The 17070-nt window shown below is 66.3% G+C and carries 15 protein-coding genes; 3 read left to right on the top strand and 12 right to left on the bottom strand.

Annotated features, from left to right (window positions below; all coding sequences use genetic code 11):
• Positions 1-16: 16 nt before the first annotated feature.
• From MUK71_RS12305 to galU, 3 genes are all read right to left on the bottom strand, one after another.
• Entirely contained in the window at positions 17-784 is a 768-nt protein-coding gene (locus MUK71_RS12305; protein ID WP_227928825.1) for a hypothetical protein, read from the bottom strand.
• Positions 785-1048: 264 nt separating this feature from the next.
• Positions 1049-1669, bottom strand: coding sequence for a GNAT family N-acetyltransferase (locus MUK71_RS12310; protein WP_227903732.1), 621 nt, complete (start codon positions 1667-1669; stop codon positions 1049-1051).
• Positions 1670-1674: 5 nt separating this feature from the next.
• Positions 1675-2580, bottom strand: coding sequence for a UTP--glucose-1-phosphate uridylyltransferase GalU (galU, locus tag MUK71_RS12315; RefSeq protein ID WP_227903737.1), 906 nt, complete (start codon positions 2578-2580; stop codon positions 1675-1677).
• 77 nt (positions 2581-2657) lie between these two features.
• Between galU and MUK71_RS12320 the strand changes: the two genes are divergently transcribed.
• From MUK71_RS12320 to cpaB, 3 genes are all read left to right on the top strand, one after another.
• Positions 2658-3266, top strand: coding sequence for a 5-formyltetrahydrofolate cyclo-ligase (locus MUK71_RS12320; protein ID WP_227903739.1), 609 nt, complete (start codon positions 2658-2660; stop codon positions 3264-3266).
• A gap of 37 nt (positions 3267-3303) precedes the next feature.
• The gene (locus MUK71_RS12325) at positions 3304-3615 is read left to right on the top strand and encodes an FmdB family zinc ribbon protein (RefSeq protein WP_227903741.1); all 312 of its coding nucleotides are present in this window, start codon (positions 3304-3306) and stop codon (positions 3613-3615) included.
• Positions 3616-3787: 172 nt separating this feature from the next.
• Positions 3788-4489 (top strand): Flp pilus assembly protein CpaB, encoded by a 702-nt coding sequence (gene cpaB, locus MUK71_RS12330; protein WP_227903743.1) that lies wholly within the window; start codon positions 3788-3790, stop codon positions 4487-4489.
• Between the two features lie 23 nt (positions 4490-4512).
• Here cpaB and MUK71_RS12335 read toward each other — a convergent pair whose 3' ends face one another.
• The 9 genes from MUK71_RS12335 to guaB form a co-directional block, all read right to left on the bottom strand.
• Entirely contained in the window at positions 4513-4911 is a 399-nt protein-coding gene (locus tag MUK71_RS12335; RefSeq protein WP_227903745.1) for a hypothetical protein, read from the bottom strand.
• Between the two features lie 2 nt (positions 4912-4913).
• Positions 4914-8849 (bottom strand): DUF4011 domain-containing protein, encoded by a 3936-nt coding sequence (locus MUK71_RS12340; RefSeq protein WP_227903746.1) that lies wholly within the window; start codon positions 8847-8849, stop codon positions 4914-4916.
• A 98-nt stretch (positions 8850-8947) separates the two neighbouring features.
• Complete coding sequence (gene guaA / locus MUK71_RS12345) at positions 8948-10537, bottom strand: glutamine-hydrolyzing GMP synthase (protein ID WP_227928824.1); 1590 nt, start codon at positions 10535-10537, stop codon at positions 8948-8950.
• An 84-nt stretch (positions 10538-10621) separates the two neighbouring features.
• Positions 10622-11038 carry a DUF3817 domain-containing protein gene (locus tag MUK71_RS12350; protein ID WP_227903749.1) on the bottom strand — a complete coding sequence of 139 codons (417 nt, stop codon included), beginning with the start codon at positions 11036-11038 and terminating at the stop codon, positions 10622-10624.
• The gene (locus MUK71_RS12355; RefSeq protein ID WP_227903752.1) at positions 11035-11853 is read right to left on the bottom strand and encodes an SURF1 family protein; all 819 of its coding nucleotides are present in this window, start codon (positions 11851-11853) and stop codon (positions 11035-11037) included. Before MUK71_RS12355 ends, MUK71_RS12350 begins: the two co-directional genes overlap by 4 nt.
• 55 nt (positions 11854-11908) lie before the next feature.
• Positions 11909-12403, bottom strand: coding sequence for a PTS sugar transporter subunit IIA (locus MUK71_RS12360; protein ID WP_227928823.1), 495 nt, complete (start codon positions 12401-12403; stop codon positions 11909-11911).
• A 40-nt stretch (positions 12404-12443) separates the two neighbouring features.
• Positions 12444-14168, bottom strand: coding sequence for a glycerol-3-phosphate dehydrogenase/oxidase (locus tag MUK71_RS12365; protein WP_227928822.1), 1725 nt, complete (start codon positions 14166-14168; stop codon positions 12444-12446).
• A gap of 64 nt (positions 14169-14232) precedes the next feature.
• The gene (locus MUK71_RS12370) at positions 14233-15372 is read right to left on the bottom strand and encodes a GuaB3 family IMP dehydrogenase-related protein (RefSeq protein WP_227903755.1); all 1140 of its coding nucleotides are present in this window, start codon (positions 15370-15372) and stop codon (positions 14233-14235) included.
• A gap of 157 nt (positions 15373-15529) precedes the next feature.
• Entirely contained in the window at positions 15530-17050 is a 1521-nt protein-coding gene (gene guaB, locus MUK71_RS12375; protein ID WP_227903757.1) for an IMP dehydrogenase, read from the bottom strand.
• Between the last annotated feature and the right edge of the window lie 20 nt (positions 17051-17070).

A 17070-nucleotide genomic window follows, 5' to 3' on the forward strand; every position in this document is an offset into this window, starting at 1 on the left:
GAAAGTCCGCGGGCTTCTAGGCCCGGCGGCGCTGCAGAACGTCGTCGAGGTTGATCTTGCCGGTCTCCGGGCGTTCCTGCGCCGAGGGAACCGCAGGCACGGCGCCGGGGCGAAGCGGGGTCTTGGTCATCGGCCGCGGAGGCTCCGGCAGGACAATCGGTTCGGGTGCGGGGCGGGGGGCCTTGGGCGCGTCAACGTAAACGGGCTTCGGCACCTCTACCGGCTCCCACGGGGTGCTGCCGGTCTTGGGCGGCAGCACCGGTGCCTTTGGGGCTTCGGGCTCCTTAGCCTCCGCCGGCGGGGTGGTGAGGGCTGCCGGCACGGCATCCACAATGGCGTCCGGTGCCGGTGCGGCCTGCAGATCGAACAGGACCGTCTCGCGAAGCGGCTGCGGCGGCGCTGCCGGGGCGGCTTCCTCCGGCTCCCCGAGCACCTGGTCCGCCGGGGAAACGAACCCGGTCCGGTGCTGAAGGTCCGGCCCCATGGCGTCCCGGAAGGCGTTCTGTACCCGGCGCCGCCGGTCCCGGAGCGCGAGGCTGCGCAATCCGATCACTGAAGCGGCCGCCGCCGCCAGGCCTGCTGCGGGAATCAGCCAGGAAACCGCGGTGGCCGCGGCGAGGACCCCTCCGACCAGCACGGTGACAAGGGCCAGCAGGCCGGTAAGCGCCAAGGCAACCCGGCCCTTGCGGATGCGGAAGGCAGCGGGCGGAGTCTGGCCGCCGGGCCTGCCTGCATAAGACTGTGTAGACCCGCCCCCGCTGGGTGTAGTGCTCGTGTTGTACATAGTGTTCCTCTGGGACCCCTTGTCCGGGGAAGCGGGCGGATGATTGGCGGTAGAGGACGTGGGAGCGGCGGACTGCACGGCTGCGCGCCGGAAGATATAGGGACCAACCCACAGCAGCCACAGCGCAACGGCGAGTGCCAGCACAAGCGAGCTGTTGAGAGAGCTGTTCAGAGGGAAGTCCACACCTACGACGGTAGAAGCTTCCGGCCTGCCGCCCGCGTATTGGAGCCGGTGTGTCGGCGTGTCGGATGTGAAAAAAGTTGCCTAACGGGCCCGCCGCGACATCCAGCGGTTCAACAGCCCTTCCGGGACCTCTTCCGCAGTCAGGGCGAAACTGCGGTGATCCGCCCATTCCCCGTTGATGTGCAGGTATTTCAGGCGCATCCCTTCATCCCGGAAACCCAGCTTTTCCACTACCCGCAGGCTCGGACGGTTCTCCGGACGGATGTTGATTTCCATCCGGTGCAGCCCCAGCTCCGAAAAGCAGTAATCGGTGGCGAGGGCTACAGCCGTGGGCACTATTCCGCGCCCGGCACGGGCCTGGTCCACCCAGTAACCAAGGGTCGCCATCCGCGCGGATCCCCAGACAATGGTGGATACGGTCAGTTGCCCCACGATCGGCGGGACCCGGCCCGGATCCTGCCGCTCGGTAATCACGAACGGCAGGGCCGAGTCCTGGCGTGCCTGGCGGTTCAGGCTGCGGACCATATCCGCGTACGTCGGCGGCGCTCCGCCGCGCAGCGGATTGGTGGCTTCCCAGGGCCCTACCCAGCCGGCATTGCGGGAACGGACCTCGGTCCATTCCCGCCTGTCCCGGAGCCGGATCGGCCGCAGAATGACGTCGTCACTCTCAAGCGTCACCGGCCACACGGCCGAGCCCCACACGGCAGTTAGCCTTCGAGGCTACCGGTGAAGTCCTTCAGCCACTCGCGCAGGCCCGGGCCCAGGTCTTCGCGCTCGGAGGCGAGGGTCACCACGGCTTTGAGGTAGCTCATCTTGTCTCCGGTGTCATACCGGCGGCCGCGGAACACCACACCGTAGACGCCGGATCCTTCACCGTCGGCTGCAGCCAGGGTCTGCAGGGCATCCGTCAGCTGGATTTCCCCGCCGCGGCCGGGTCCGGTTTCCTCAAGCACATCAAAGACAGCCGGGTGCAGCACGTACCGGCCGATCACGGCCAGGTTGGACGGCGCTTCATCAACGTCGGGCTTTTCGACGAGCTTGTTCACCCGCACGTAGTCCTCGCCCTCAACAACGGAGATGTCGGCGCAGCCGTAAGCGCTGATCTGTTCCGGATCCACCTCGATCAGGGCAATGACGGAGCCGCCGGTCTTGGCCTGGACTTCCACCATCTTCTCAAGCAGGGGGTCGCGGGCGTCGATCAGGTCATCACCGAGCAGAACGGCGAACGGCTCATCACCCACATGCAGCTTGGCACGCAGCACGGCGTGTCCCAGCCCCTTGGGATCTCCCTGCCGGAGGTAGTGGATCTCACCGAGTTCGGACGCAGCGCGCACCATGGCGAGCTTTTCCAGGTCACCCTTGTCTTCCAGCGTTTTTTCAATAAACGGAACGCGGTCAAAATGGTCTTCCAGGGAACGCTTGTTGCGTCCGGTGATCATAAGAATGTCCGGCATGCCGGCGTTTACGGCTTCCTCAACCACGTACTGGATTGCAGGCTTATCCACAACCGGGAGCATTTCCTTCGGCATCGCCTTCGTGGCTGGCAGGAAGCGTGTACCCAGGCCTGCGGCGGGGATTACGGCTTTGGTTACGGTGGGGCGTGCTGTCGTCATAGTGGTAAGAGTACCTAAGTGTGCTTCATTTGCACCAAATACGCGGAGGTATTGGGACAATGGTCCGTATGCACCAAATGAGCAAGATCCAGGCCCGTGCAGAGTTCCTGCAGTCCCGCCGCGACCTGACCGACGCCGATCGCCGGCACGCAGCTGAGGCACTGGCTAAAGAGGGCATGACTGCCGTGGCGGGCATGCTGCCCGCGGGTGCAACGGTGGCCGGGTATCTCTCGGTGGGCGGTGAACCCGGCACGGCCGGCCTGCTGACCGCCCTCACGGACGCGGGCTACCGGGTGGTGGTCCCGATATGCGAACCTGACCGCCGCCTGTCCTGGAGCTACTGGACCCCCGGCGTCGAGATGGCGCCGGGGCTTTTTGACTCCCTGCTGGAACCGGCAGGAGCACGCTATACGGCAACCGACCTGCCCGGCCTTGGCCTGATCCTTGTGCCCGCCCTCGCGGCCGATGACGCCGGCGGCCGGATGGGTAAGGGCGGCGGGTACTATGACCGGTTCCTCGCCCGGTTGCGGGCATGCGGCAACGCCACCCCGGCGGTGGCGGTGGTGTATGACCACGAATTTGTGCCCGCCGGACGTTTCGAAACCACTCCCCTGGATGCACCCGTGGATGGCGTCCTGACCCCCTCCGGCTGGCATGAACTGCCCGCTAAGCGCATGTATACTTAGCACTCAAGGCCATAGAGTGCCAAGGAGGAGTTACAGAGTGCCCACGTACGCGTATGCCTGCAAGGACTGCACCCATTCATTCGACATCCAGCAGTCGTTCAGCGAGGATTCCCTGACCGTCTGCCCCGAATGCGGCGGCCGCCTTCGCAAGAAATTCAACAGCGTCGGAGTTGTTTTCAAGGGTTCCGGCTTCTACCGCACTGACTCCCGGGATGCCGCCTCCACCGTACCGGCGGCAGCCTCCAAGAATGACTCCGCCAAGGCCGATGCAGCGAAGCCTGCCGCCAAGGCCGAGAGCGGCAGCGGTTCAGCCCCGGCCACGGCAGGATCCGCCGGCACCTCCGCCTGAGGTCTCCATGCCGCAGCGGGGATGCGGCACCCGGGGCGTCCGGGTCCCCGCCGCGCAACCTGCCCGGACCCGTCCTCCACATAGTGGTTTTCCGGGCACGGCATGGGCGGTCCGATCCCCCGGGACCGGGACACTAGGAAACCAGCGCCACGGACCGTCCTAATCTGGCGACATGCGCCCCCGCTTCCGCACGCTTTCCCGCACCCTTTCCGCTCCGGGCCACATCCCGGCCGCACGGCTGCGGCGGTTCCTCACCCGCCACCGCCGTATTCTTGCTGCCCTGGCCTGCTGCGCAGCCATCGGATGCACGGTCCAGGCACTGGTACCCCCGGAGACCGAGCATGTGGTTGTGGTGAGTGCTTCGCGGGACCTGCCCGTCGGTGCCGTGCTGGACAACACTTCCCTGCAAACCGTCCGGACTCCCGCCGGCTCCGTGCCTCCGGGGGCCTACGACCGTGCCGAGGATCTCCTGGGCCGGCGCCTGGCCACACCCTTGCTGCAGGGCAGCCCGGTGACAGATGTTTCGCTGGCCGGTTCGGGACTGCTGGCCGGAACTCCGCCGGGGACCGTTGCCATTCCGCTGCGCCCCGCGGACCCCTCGGTATTGGACCTGCTTGGACCGGGGCAACTCGTTAATGTGGTTACCGGAGCAGATCCGGCAGGGGTGCCGGAAGACGCCGGGCGGAGCTCAGGTGCAGAGGTCCTTGCCACGTCCGTGCCCGTGCTCTGGGTTTCCGGGACGGATACCGGCGGCGGCTGGCCGGCGACCGGAGGTGACGGGCTGGTGGTGGTTGCGGCCAGCCGCGACAATGCCGCCCGGCTCACCGCGGCCTCTGGTGCCGGGAGCATCTATCTGGTGCTCACCGAAGAATGACCACCGGCACCGCTCCGGTTCGGCTAGCCCCAGTGCGGCGGGCGCTGCTCCAGGAGCCAGGAATCTCTGTCTTCCGGACTGTCGCCCCACACACGGGGATCATCCTCTTTGGCCTTCCCCGGCAGCAGCCCGGCCGGGCCGGGTGACCCGGCGCGGCGGTTTCCGCGTTTGCGTACCGGCGGTGCAACCCTGGGCCGCCCGCCCTGCTGCGCCGCATCGGCCTGTGGAGCACTGCCTTTCACGGCTTCGGCAGCCTCCGCAGAGTCGGCGTCGTCCGTGGCTGCGCCACCCTCCGAACGTTTGCCGGGCGCCGCGGGCTCATTTGACTCCGCCGGCCCGGTCTCTCCAGCCGGCGCATCCACCCGGTACTCCGGCGACGTATACGCCCGGCGCTCCGGCTCCTTGTTGTCTGTCCCGGTCATGCTCACTCTCCTTCGCTGCGCTCGGGGAGGGACCCGGACCTCCGTTCGCGCATGCGGCTGCTTCCGTGCGGGGTTACCGTGACCTGCCGGCCGTGCCGGGCGGTTGAATCGTTCGGTGCTGCAGCCGTCTCCGGCGTTCCGTCAGCCTTAGCACCGGCTCCTGCCCGGGGGCCGGTTTCCACAGCCGCGGAATCGGGCAGGTTGAGGTACCGGCTCACCAGATCCGCGCAGGCGGACGGGTCGCTGAACACCTCAATGGTCCACAACGGCATGTACCTCCAGCCGCGGCGTTCGAGCAGCTGCGGGCGCAGCCGGCTGCGTTCACGCACCGACATGGCACGGTACCGTTCGGTTCCGTCTGATTCGATGGCCAGCGGAATCGATCCGGCGGGATCACCGTTCCCGGGGGCAGCGGCAACTATGTCAATGGCGCCGTCGTAGTGGTCCCAGACCTTGGCGCCGCGCTCACGCAGCCTGCCCACCAGATCGGCCACCAGCGGGTCTTCGTCCATGATGCCGCCGGCGGTGGGGGTTTCCACCGCTGCCTTGGAGGCCTCCGCAGCGGCTGCCGCAGGATCAAGTTCGCGCCGGATGAGCTCGTAGAAATCCAGCGCTCCGTAGCCCAGGCGGGTTCTGTCCAGGTCAGCGGGCTGGAAGCAGGTCAGCACGTGCTGTTTGTAGCGGGCGCGCGTCATGGCGGTCACGAATTTCTTGCGTCCGTCCGGCGCCGAAAGCGGGCCGAAGTTGTGCAGTGCCCGGCCGTGCGGGGTGCGTCCGAAACCGAGGGAGAAGATGACGCAGTCGCGCACCATACCCACGGCGCGGTCCACCGGGACCACCCGGAAGGACTCGGCCTTGGCAGTAAAGAAGTCCGCTGCCCAGGGGAAATTCGCCATCTGTACGCGGATGGCCTCGGCCACCCGCACTGCATGGCGGGGACTGGCCGTGATGACGCCCAGGGACTGGTGCGGGCGGCGCCGAATGTGTTCAAAGACCAGGTCCACGACACGGTTCACCTCGGCGGCAACGCTTTCCACGCCTTCATGGTCGGCGCTGGGCATCCCCGTGCCGTCCGCTAGGTATTCCACGGAGAGGGACCGGTGGCCGTTGGCCACCTCATCAGCGCCAGGCACCATGGACAGGCGTCCGCCGTAGAAGGAGTCGCTCAGCTGTTTCAGCAGGGCCTTGTCGGTTCCGCGGTACACGGTGGAGAGGCTGCGCGTCGGCAGGACACGTTCCAAGGCCTCAAAGGCACTGGGCAGTTCAGTGTTCTGCCCCTGCGCACCGGCCGGTTCCACCCCGATGGTGAACGGCCGCGGACCCCCCAAACGGGAATCACCGAAGGCGACAACCTGCCCGGCACGGGCCAGTGCCGGAACCGCCGACTGCAGGCTGGTCGATTCGGCATCCAGCAGCACCACAGTGTCAAAGCGCCGGCCTTCGGGCAGGACCATGGGCAGCACCAGCGGGCTCGCGGCCCATACCGGCAGCAGTGCGGAAACCAGTTCCTCGGACTGTTGGCACAGGCTGGCCAGGGAAAGCTCGCCGTCCTTGATCAGCTCGCGCAGATCCTGGGCGGCGGCTTTGGATTTCTCGACGCCGGAGCTCCAGCGCGAGGCCAGGCTCCAGCGCAGACGGGAGCTGCCGGAAGCAATGTGGGCGTTGTCGGCAAGCCGGTATTCGGCTTCGAGCCGGCGCAGGCTGTTGCCGTCGGACATGGCCAGGTAGTCATCGCCGCTGATCATGGCTTCCAGTGCGGACTGCCACCAGGCCAGTTCCAGCTCGTAGCCCACGTGGCGCGGCTGTACCTCGCGCTCGCTCAGGTCATCAAGCAGCTCACCCAGGCCCTGGGCACGCATCTCGTCCAGGAGCAGGGTCCGCTCAGGCAGCGTTTCAAGCGTTTCGCGGTCCCCTGCCAGCTGGCTCAGCTGCTTTTCCAGTTCATCCAGCGGCAGTGACGCGAGATCCGGGTGCAGCGGCGTTTCAGTCAGGATGTCCGTCAGGGTGTCCAGCTGCCGCTTCACCAACAGGTAGGAGCGGTTGATCTCGGCCAGTCCCGTGGGAACCGAAGGGTGGCGCTGTGTGGTGGCATACCGCGTCCAGGTGGCCCGCTGCTGCTGCACCTCGAGGAGGGACGCATGCAGATCGGAGATGTGCACCCCGGGGCGGATGTATTCCTTGGCCACGCGGCGCAGCCGGGAGCGGGTCATGGAGCTCATGTCGATGCCGCGTTCACGCCGCCAGGAGGAGGACGCGGTGGCCGAAATCAGGTCGGTCACGGGGCGGTCGAAAATGTCCGGCGTGAACTTATCCAGGCTTTCCCGGACAGCCACCAGCAGTTCCAGCTGCTCGCCCCACTGGGCGAATGTTTCGCCCAGGCGGATCTGCGAGTGTTCCGCCACGTCCTGCACCTTGGCACGCAGGGCGGGCAGGTCGGTGGCAAGGGTCTGGGTAAGCGCGTAGGCTTCCTCGGTTTCCTTGCGGTTCAGCAGCTTGGCACCGTACCAGGGACTGGTGGTAGCGGCACGGCTGAAACTGCCCAGCTCGGCGGCCCGGCGCAGCCGTCCGGTGAGCTCGGTGCGGTCGGTAATGCTGTCCAGGACGCTGCGCTTGAGCCGCACGGTCGTGGCCGGGGCAGGATTCATGGACGTCAGTTCAGCCAGGGACTGCATGGCCTGGTACGGCGAGCATCCCCACCGCCGGCGGACGTTGTGCAGGCTCTTAACATGGTCCCGCAGCTGGTGGCGGTTCTCCTGCAGGACTTTGTGCAGGCCGGCCAGTTCGGGTGCCTTCGCCTTTTCGTTCCGGACAATGGCCCGGACCAGCTGGTCCTTGAGCTGCTGGCGGGTGAGCCCGGCGTTGACCTGCAGCACAAGCGAGCCAAGCTGCAGGGCGTCAAGTTCAGAGACGAACTGGTTCAGGGTGCCGCGGCGTTCAGCTACCACCAGCACGGATTTGCCGGCATTGGCCAGCGACGCGACGGCGTTCAGCGCCGTCTGGGTCTGTCCGGTGCCCGCGGGGGCGGAAACCACCAGGGACTGCCCGGCGTTGATGAGATCCAGCACTTCCTGCTGCTGCCGGTCCGCATCCAGGATCAGCAGTTCATCCGCCGGGTCCCGGTCATCCAGCGGCGGCAGGTCCAGGGCCCGGGCGGCCGGAGGTTCGGCCGAACCGTCACGGGCGGCATCGATCAGGGCGCGGAGGATCGGATGGGCGGGATCCAGTGCGGGATCCTCTGAGAGGTCGGCGAGGTCGGCGAAGGTGGATACCAGCAGGCGGTGTTCGATGTTGATGCCGCGCACGCTGCCGGTGACGGCGCGGAGCTTCTCCAGCACCGGGTGCGGGTCGAAGCGGGCGGTGCCGTAGGCCAGCCGGGTCAGGGCATCGACGTCGATCTCCAGACCCTGCTCCTGCTGCAGATGGCGGACCAGGGCCGGGTTGAGCGCGGCCTTTTCGGTCAGCTGAAGCTCATAGTCGTCCTGGGATGCGTGGACGGTGAGGGCCACCGGGGTGAGCAGGACGGGGGCAGTCAGCGACTCGGGGCGCAGTGCCTCATCCGAGGCGTAGCGCCAGGACGCGGTCCCGGCAGCAATGTAGCCGACGTCGATGCCGCGGTCGGTGCCGAGTTCGTAGATTTTGGCGCGGAGCAGGCGCCCGGCCTTCATCGCGGCGCCGTACTGGTCCGGATCACGCAGCAGGGTGGAGAGCCTCGTCCGGCGACCGGCGAGCAGCTGGGCCAGGCCGGAGGGATGCGCGTGCGTGAGGTCAATGCTGTTGGCAGCGGACGGGGTGAAATGCAGCAGGGTGTCCGTTCCGGCGTGCTGTCCCAATTGTCCCAGCCACGGCAGCAGGAAGTCCGAGGGATTCTCCCCGGTATTCTGCTCAGACACTAGTGCCCTCTTTTCTGCACTTCCGCGCGTTTTTGACCAAATTGGCATACGTTCAAAACTATCGCGTCGGACCCGGTTTCCCGAACATAGCAACGCGGGGAACGGCAAAGGGGACGGCCGAAACGGCCGTCCCCTTTATCCTTACGCTATTCCCACTCGATTGTTCCCGGCGGCTTGCTGGTTACGTCCAGCACCACGCGGTTGATTCCATCCACCTCGTTGGTGATCCGGTTGGAAATCCGGGCCAGCAGATCGTACGGCAGGCGTGACCAGTCGGCCGTCATGGCGTCCTCGCTGGACACCGGGCGGAGCACAATGGGGTGTCCGTAGGTCCGGCCGTCACCCTGGACGCCCACGCTGCGGACATCGGCCAGCAGGACCACCGGCATCTGCCAGACTTCGTCGTCCAGGCCTGCTGCGGTCAGCTCGGCCCGGGCAATCGCGTCGGCGCGGCGCAGCAGGTCCAGGCGTTCCTGGTTGACCTCGCCGACAATGCGGATTCCGAGTCCGGGGCCGGGGAAGGGCTGGCGGCCGACAATTTCGGCCGGCAGGCCCAGCTCGGCACCGACTGCGCGGACCTCGTCCTTGAAGAGCGCCCGGAGCGGCTCCACGAGTTCGAACTTCATGTCCTCGGGCAGGCCGCCCACGTTGTGGTGGCTCTTGATGTTGGCTGCGCCTTCACCACCGCCGGATTCCACAACGTCCGGGTACAGGGTGCCCTGGACCAGGAAGCGGATGGGCTCACCCTCTGCTTCAGCCTTGGCCATGATGGCCCGCTCTGCTTCCTCAAAGGCACGGATGAATTCACGGCCGATGATTTTGCGCTTGGTTTCCGGGTCCGAGACGCCGGCCAGGGCGCTGAGGAAACGTTCCTGCTCGTTGGCAACGTACAGGTTGACGCCGGTCGCCGCCACGAAGTCGCGTTCAACCTGTTCCGCTTCGCCCTCGCGCAGCAGTCCGTGGTCAACGAAGACACAGGTCAGCTGGTCGCCCACCGCGCGCTGCACCAGTGCTGCAGCAACAGCGGAGTCCACCCCGCCGGAGAGCCCGCAGATGACCCGGGAGGAACCCACCTGGGCACGGATGCGGGCAACCTGCTCTTCGACAATGTTGCCGGTGGTCCAGCTGCGTTCAATCCGGGCGCCCTTGAACAGGAAGTTCTCCAGGACGGCCTGGCCGTGCGCTGAGTGCTTAACCTCGGGGTGCCACTGGACGCCGTAGAGGCCCTTTTCCTCGTTGGCGAAGGCGGCAACGGGCGCTCCTGCGGTGCTGGCCAGCACATCGAAGCCTTCAGGGGCTTCCTGCACGCTGTCGCCATGGCTCATCCAGGTGTTCTGTTCATCCGGAGTTCCCTCCAGGATGGAACGGGCGCCGCCGACGACGCGTGCGTCGGTGGATCCGTACTCCCGCAGGCCGGTCTTGGCTACCTTGCCGCCGAGGGCGGCGGCCATGGCCTGGAAGCCGTAGCAGATGCCGAGTACCGGCACGCCGGCCTCAAACAGATCCGTGTGGACCTTGGGGGCACCTTCGGCGTACACGCTGGAAGGTCCGCCGGAAAGGATAATGGCAGCCGGGTTCTTCGCCAGCAGCTGCTCAGTGCTGTAGGTGTGGGGAACCACCTCGGAGTAAACGTCTGCTTCGCGCACCCGGCGGGCAATTAGCTGGGCGTACTGCGCTCCGTAGTCCACAACGAGGACGGGCCGCTCTTCAATGGGGTCAGTCGCGGGATTAGTCACGTTCCAAGGATAGTCGTCCCGCCACCGGCCGTGCACACCCGGTTCAAGACGCCTGCGGCGGGACCCGCAGGCGCCAGCCTTCGCTTAGTAGCGCTTCGCCGCTTCAGGATGGGCTTCCAGCTCCGCTACTACCTGCTTGTGCACGCGGCCCTCGACAATAAAGGAGAGGAAGGGCACACAGCCGCCCAGTGCCAGGATGATGAATTTGGAGAACGGCCACCGCATCAGCTGCCACAGGCGGAAGTCAGCCAGCAGGTACACCACGTAGATCCAGCCGTGCAGGATCAGGACACCCACGGACAGATTGACGCCGCCCACAATAACCTCGGTGCCGAAGCCGTACTTGACGATCATCTGCACCACCAGGGCCAGCAGCAGGAAGCCGGTGACGTAGGCGAAGACCTTGTAGAAGGTCAGCGCCGAGCGGATCTGCGCATGGGTGCCGCCAAACCGGCGCTTCTTTTTCCTCGGTGCCTTGGCGGTGCTGGTGGAATCGCTCACTTGGTTACCTCGCTGCTGGGATGTTCGGTATCGGGTTCGGTTGCCTCGTCGTAGCCGTCTTCATAGTCGTCTTCGTACTCGTCCTCTTCGAGGCTGCGGCGGTACTCGTCGGCGACCAGCCGCCACCAGAGGAAGACGGAGAAGCCCGCGAAGATGATCCATTCAAGGGCGTAGAAAATGTTCAGCCAGTTGACCGGGGTTTCCTCCGGCTGGCCGGCCACCGTCACGGTCTGCATGTCACCGGAGTCGGGGGCGGCGCCGTCCACCGTGATCTCTTCGGCGGTAACGAACGCGGAGTATGAGGTGACGTCCCAGATATTGATCAGTTCGGCGGCGGAGAGCGAGGGAAGGATCCCGTTCTCATGCGGTTCGGGCAGCGGCGCCTCGGACGGCAGCAGGCGTCCGACGACGGCGGCTGTTCCGGCCTGCGCGGGCACGGCATCCCCGGGATCCTCAACCCATCCGCGGACCACGGGAATGTAGGCGTCCCCGGGGGCGCCGTCGACCTGGAACGCGGTCACCACCCAGTAGCCCTGCTCGCCGTCCTGGAGCCGCTCGTCAACGAGCACGGTTTTGTCCGGGTCGAAGGAGCCGGTCATGGAGACCATCTGATCGGCTTCGGTCTCATACATGGGCTTGCCCGGAACGAACGCATCGGTCAGCGGCCGGACGGTTTCCGTGGCTTCCGGATCCGTGGCCTTCTCCGATTCGGCGCTGGAGAACTGCCATTGGCTCAACAGCACAAAGACCGTTGAGATTGCTAGGGCGAAAAGCAGGCCGGCGATCCAGCGCGGCTTCAGGGCAGTTTTGAGCACGGGTTAACGGTACTTCGTCCGGCTGTAGAAAACCCAATGCCGGGGCGCCGCAGTCCTAGTGGTCGAAGAACACGAGGGAGGAATTAATGAGTTCCGCGATGACCTCGGCGTCGTTCGCTCGGCGCAGGGAGTCGCGGAACGACGGGCGGAACAGGGACCTGGCGATCGTGGCCAGGACCTCCAGGTGCTGGGAAAAGGAAGCGGCCGGGGTGGCAATGAGCAGTATCACGGTGGCCGGACCGTCGGAGGCTCCGAAGTCCACGCTGTGACCGTAGCGGGTGATGCCGACGGCAATGGAGGTTTCCCGCACAAACTCGCTGCGCGCATGGGGCAGCCCGATCCCGCCGGGCAGCCCGGTGGCCATCTGGTGCTCGCGCGCGCTGACCTGCTCGAGGAACCCCGCCAGGTTGGTGATGCGGCCGGCCCGATGCATCCGTTCGGCCAGCTGCGTGGCGGCGTCGTACCGGTCAGCGGCCTCCATTTCGAGGATTACCAGGTCCGGTTCGGTGAGGACCGCGCCGGTTTCGCTCAGGGACAGTTCTTCGGTCACTGCTGTTCTTCACTCACTGGTTTGTCGGGGATCCGGTTCATCAGATCCTGGGGGTAATGTCTTCGGCGGCCAGCCGGGCACTGTCGGCACTCTTGTCGTCGGGCTGCTCCTGGCTGAGCCGTTCGGCTTCCACCCTGGCCAGATAGTGGGCCACTTCGCTTTCCACCCGTGCCGGGTCCCAGTTCAGCAGCGGGGCCATCAGTTCCGCTGCCACCGGTGCCGCGGAGACACCCCGGTCCCAGGTCTCGATGGAAATGCGGGTCCGCCGGGCCAGGACGTCCTCGACGTGCCGGGCCCCCTCATGGGTGGTGGCGTAGACAACTTCGGCCCGCAGGTAGTCATCCGCGCCGGGCAGCGGCTCGGCCAGGGACTGATCGGATTTAATCAGGTCCAGCACGTCATAGGCCATGGATCCGTACCGGTTCAGCAGGTGCTCCACCCGGGCCACGTGTACCCCGTACTCGTCGGCGGTGCGGTGCCGCCGGTTCCAGGCTGCCTTGTACCCCACTGCGCCCAGCAGCGGAATGGTGGAGGTGCAGCTTTCGGGCACCTTTTCGTCCAGGGCCCGCGCTGCCTCGTCCACGGCGTCCTTGGCCATCACCCGGTAGGTGGTCCACTTGCCGCCGGCGACGACGACGAGTCCCGGCACCGGGTGCGCCACCACATGTTCGCGGGAGAGCTTGGCGGTGGAGTCGTTTTCCCCGGCGAGCAGCGGCCGCAGGCCTGCATAGACTCCTTCAACGTCCTCCCGGGTCAGCGGCGTCTTCAGCACCAGGTTTACGTGCTCCAGGATGTAGTCGATGTCCGCCGAGGTGGCAGCCGGATGCGCCTTGTCCAGGTTCCAGTCGGTGTCCGTGGTGCCGATGATCCAGTGCCGTCCCCACGGGATGACAAACAGCACCGACTTTTCGGTCCGCAGGATCATGCCCACGGTGGACTGGATCCGGTCCTTCGGGACCACCAGGTGCACGCCCTTGGAGGCCCGGACCTTCAGCTGGCCGCGGTCGGTGACCATGGCCTGGGTTTCATCGGTCCAGACACCGGTCGCGTTCACCACCTGGCTGGCGGCGATATCGAACTCGTCGCCGGTTTCCTGGTCCCGCACGCGCGCCCCGACCACCCGCTCCCCCTCGCGCAGGAAGTCCACCACGGCCAGCCGGTTGGCCACCGCGGCGCCGTAGTGGGCCGCGGTCCTGGCCATGGTGGCCACATACCGGGCGTCGTCGACCTGGCCGTCGTAATAGCGGATGGCGCCGACCATGGCGTCGTCCTTGAGGCTGGGTGCCATGCGCAGGGTCTGCTTGCGGGTCAGGTGCTTTTGCATGGGCACCCCGCGTGAGTTGCCCGAGGTCATGCCCATGGTGTCGTAGAGGAAAATGCCCGCACCCACGTACGGCCGCTCAATAAACCGCTTGGTCAGCGGATACAGGAAGGCCACGGGCTTCACCAGATGCGGGGCAATACGCTGGAGCAGCAGGCCGCGCTCCTTCAACGCCTCCTGTACCAGGGCAAAGTCCAGCATTTCCAGATAGCGCAGGCCGCCGTGAATGAGTTTCGAGGACCGTGAGGAGGTCCCTGACGCCCAGTCCCGGGCCTCCACCATGCCCACTTTCAGTCCGCGGGTCACCGCGTCCAGGGCTGCCCCGGCACCTACTACCCCACCCCCGACAATCAGGATGTCCAGCTCGTTGCCGGGCTTGGTGGTGGCCCGGAGCCGATCCATCGCTTCGTTCCGGTACTCGGGGCTCAGGGCGTCTGCAGACATGGTCGGGGTTCCTCTCTAGGGTCCTGCCGTAGCTGCGTCCACTCTAGGCAATCCGCGCAGGTTATTACAGGTTGTACTGGTAGGGGGACACCAATACCTCAATACGCTGGAACGCCTTGAGGTCCGAATACCCGGTGGTGGCCATGGCCCGGCGCAGCGCACCCATCAGGTTGGACGTTCCGTTCGTGTGGTGCGAGGGCCCCCACAGGACTTCCTTCAGCGACCCGACGGTATCCAGGCGGACCCTGTCGCCGCGGGGAAGCTCGCTGTGGTGCGCTTCCTGGCCCCAGTGCCACCCCTGCCCGGGAGCCTCTTCGGCGCGGGCCAGTGCGGAACCGAGCATCACGGCGTCGGCGCCCATGGCCACGGCCTTGATGATGTCACCGCTGGTGCCCATGCCGCCGTCGGCGATCACGTGCACGTACCGGCCGCCGGACTCATCCATGTAGTCCCGGCGGGCTTCGGCAATGTCGGAGATGGCGGTGGCCATGGGTGCGTGGATGCCCAGGGCACGGCGGGTGGTGGTGGTCGCGCCGCCGCCGAAGCCCACCAGGACGCCTGCGGCACCGGTACGCATCAGGTGCAGGGCCGGGGTGTAGCCTGCCGCTCCGCCAACAATAACGGGGACGTCCAGTTCGTAGATGAACTGCTTCAGGTTCAGCGGCTCCACGGTCTTGGACACGTGCTCGGCGGACACCGTGGTGCCGCGGATAACGAAGACGTCGACGCCGGCGGCCAGGACGGTCTTGTAGAACTCCTGGGTACGCTGCGGGGTGAGTGAACCGGCGACGGTCACACCGGCCTCGCGCATTTCGGCCAGGCGGGAGCTGATCAGCTCGGCACGGATGGGTGCGTCGTAGATTTCCTGCAGCCGGCGGGTGGCGGCGGGATTGAAGTTGTCACGGCTGAGCTGGGCAATTTCGTCCAGCAGGGGCTGCGGATCCTCGTACCGGGTCCACAGGCCTTCCAGGTTCAGGACACCCAGTCCGCCAAGTTTGCCCAGCGCGATGGCGGAGGCCGGGGACATAACGGAGTCCATGGGAGCGCCGATGACGGGCATCTCAAACTGGTATGCGTCTATCTGCCAGTTGATCGAGACATCCTGCGGGTCGCGGGTACGCCGCGAGGGCACAATTGCCACGTCGTCCAGGGAGTAGGCTCTGCGCCCTTGCTTGCCACGGCCAATTTCAATCTCGTTACTCACGCTCCCTAGGTTATCCCAGCAGGCGCCGGGCACATGAAAGCTGCCGGTAACCGTAACCTTCCGCAGCAGGTAAATGTCCTGTCCGCACGGGTGGTTAAAGACCGGAGGCAGCTCCTGCGATGTCTGCAGGAGCTGCCCCTTGGCCGGAAAACGGGTCCTAGCGGCGCGAACCGTAGTTCGGTGCCTCGACCGTCATCATGATGTCGTGCGGGTGGGATTCCTTCAGCCCGGCCGGGGTGATCCGGACGAACTTGCCCTTGGCCTTCAGCTCCGGGATGGTGCGTGCGCCGGTGTAGAACATGGTCTGGCGCAGGCCGCCCACCAGCTGGTGTGCCACGGCGGAAAGCGGGCCGCGGTACGGCACCTGGCCTTCGATGCCTTCCGGAATCAGCTTCTCGTCGCTGGGCACGTCCGCCTGGAAGTAGCGGTCCTTGGAGTAGGAGGTGTTCTTGCCCCGGGACTGCATGGCGCCCAGGGAGCCCATGCCGCGGTAGGACTTGAACTGCTTGCCGTTCACGAAGACCAGGTCGCCCGGGCTTTCGGCGGAACCGGCGAGCAGGCCGCCGAGCATTACGGTGTCGGCGCCGGCCACGATGGCCTTGCCGATGTCACCGGAGTACTGCAGGCCGCCGTCGGCGATCAGCGGAACGCCGGCGGGAATGGCCGCCTTGGACGCTTCGTAGATGGCGGTGATCTGGGGAACGCCGACGCCGGCCACCACGCGGGTGGTGCAGATGGAGCCGGGGCCCACACCTACCTTGATGGCGTCCGCACCGGCGTCGATCAGAGCCTGGGCGCCTTCGCGGGTAGCTGCCTGGCCGCCGATGATGTCCACGTGCGCCGCGGCCGGGTCCTTTTTCAGGCGGGCGATCATATCCAGCACGCCGGCGCTGTGGCCGTTGGCGGTGTCCACCACCAGGATGTCCACGCCGGCCTCGACCATGGCCATGGCCCGCTCGTAGCCGTCTCCGAAGAAACCGATGGCGGCACCGACGCGAAGCCGGCCTTCATCATCCTTGGTGGCCAGCGGGTACTGCTCGGCCTTGTCGAAGTCCTTCACCGTGATCAGGCCCTGCAGCTTGCCGGCGTCGTCCACCAGCGGCAGCTTCTCGATGCGGTTCTTGCCGAGCAGCTCCACGGTTTCCTCGGCGCTGATGCCCACGCGCCCGGTGATGAGGGGCATGCGCGTCATGACCTCTTCGACCTTGCGGTTGGGGTACTCGGATACCGGGATGAAGCGGGTGTCGCGGTTGGTGACGATGCCCAGCAGGGTGTTTTCGGCGTCGACCACCGGCAGGCCGGAAACCCGGAAGTGGGCGCAGAGATCGTCCAGTTCCTGCAGGGTCGCGTCGGGGGAAATGGTGACCGGGTTGGTGATCATGCCCGATTCGCTGCGCTTGACCCGGTCCACGTGCTCGGCCTGGTCGGCAATGGAAAGGTTGCGGTGGATAACGCCCAGCCCGCCCTGGCGTGCCATGGCAATCGCCATCCGGGATTCCGTCACCGTGTCCATCGCTGCGGAGAGCAGCGGGGTCTGCACGGTGATGCGCTTGGACAGCCGCGAGCTGGTATCGGCTTCGGAGGGGATGACATCCGTCGGGCCGGGCAGCAGGAGGACGTCGTCGTACGTCAGGCCGACGAAGCCGAACGGATCATGTTCTGGGTACTGCTGACTCAAAGCTGCGCCTCTTTCGGGGG

This window comes from Arthrobacter zhangbolii, assembly GCF_022869865.1.
GTDB classification, from domain to species: domain Bacteria; phylum Actinomycetota; class Actinomycetes; order Actinomycetales; family Micrococcaceae; genus Arthrobacter_B; species Arthrobacter_B zhangbolii.

Excerpts from the sequence above, each read along its gene's own strand:
- MUK71_RS12305 (WP_227928825.1), bottom strand. The coding sequence starts at position 784 with ATGTACAACACGAGCACTACACCCAGCGGGGGCGGGTCTACACAGTCT.
- galU (WP_227903737.1), bottom strand. The coding sequence starts at position 2,580 with ATGACGACAGCACGCCCCACCGTAACCAAAGCCGTAATCCCCGCCGCA.
- MUK71_RS12320 (WP_227903739.1), top strand. The coding sequence starts at position 2,658 with ATGAGCAAGATCCAGGCCCGTGCAGAGTTCCTGCAGTCCCGCCGCGAC.
- cpaB (WP_227903743.1), top strand. The coding sequence starts at position 3,788 with ATGCGCCCCCGCTTCCGCACGCTTTCCCGCACCCTTTCCGCTCCGGGC.
- MUK71_RS12335 (WP_227903745.1), bottom strand. The coding sequence starts at position 4,911 with ATGACCGGGACAGACAACAAGGAGCCGGAGCGCCGGGCGTATACGTCG.
- MUK71_RS12340 (WP_227903746.1), bottom strand. The coding sequence starts at position 8,849 with ATGCCAATTTGGTCAAAAACGCGCGGAAGTGCAGAAAAGAGGGCACTA.
- MUK71_RS12365 (WP_227928822.1), bottom strand. The coding sequence starts at position 14,168 with ATGTCTGCAGACGCCCTGAGCCCCGAGTACCGGAACGAAGCGATGGAT.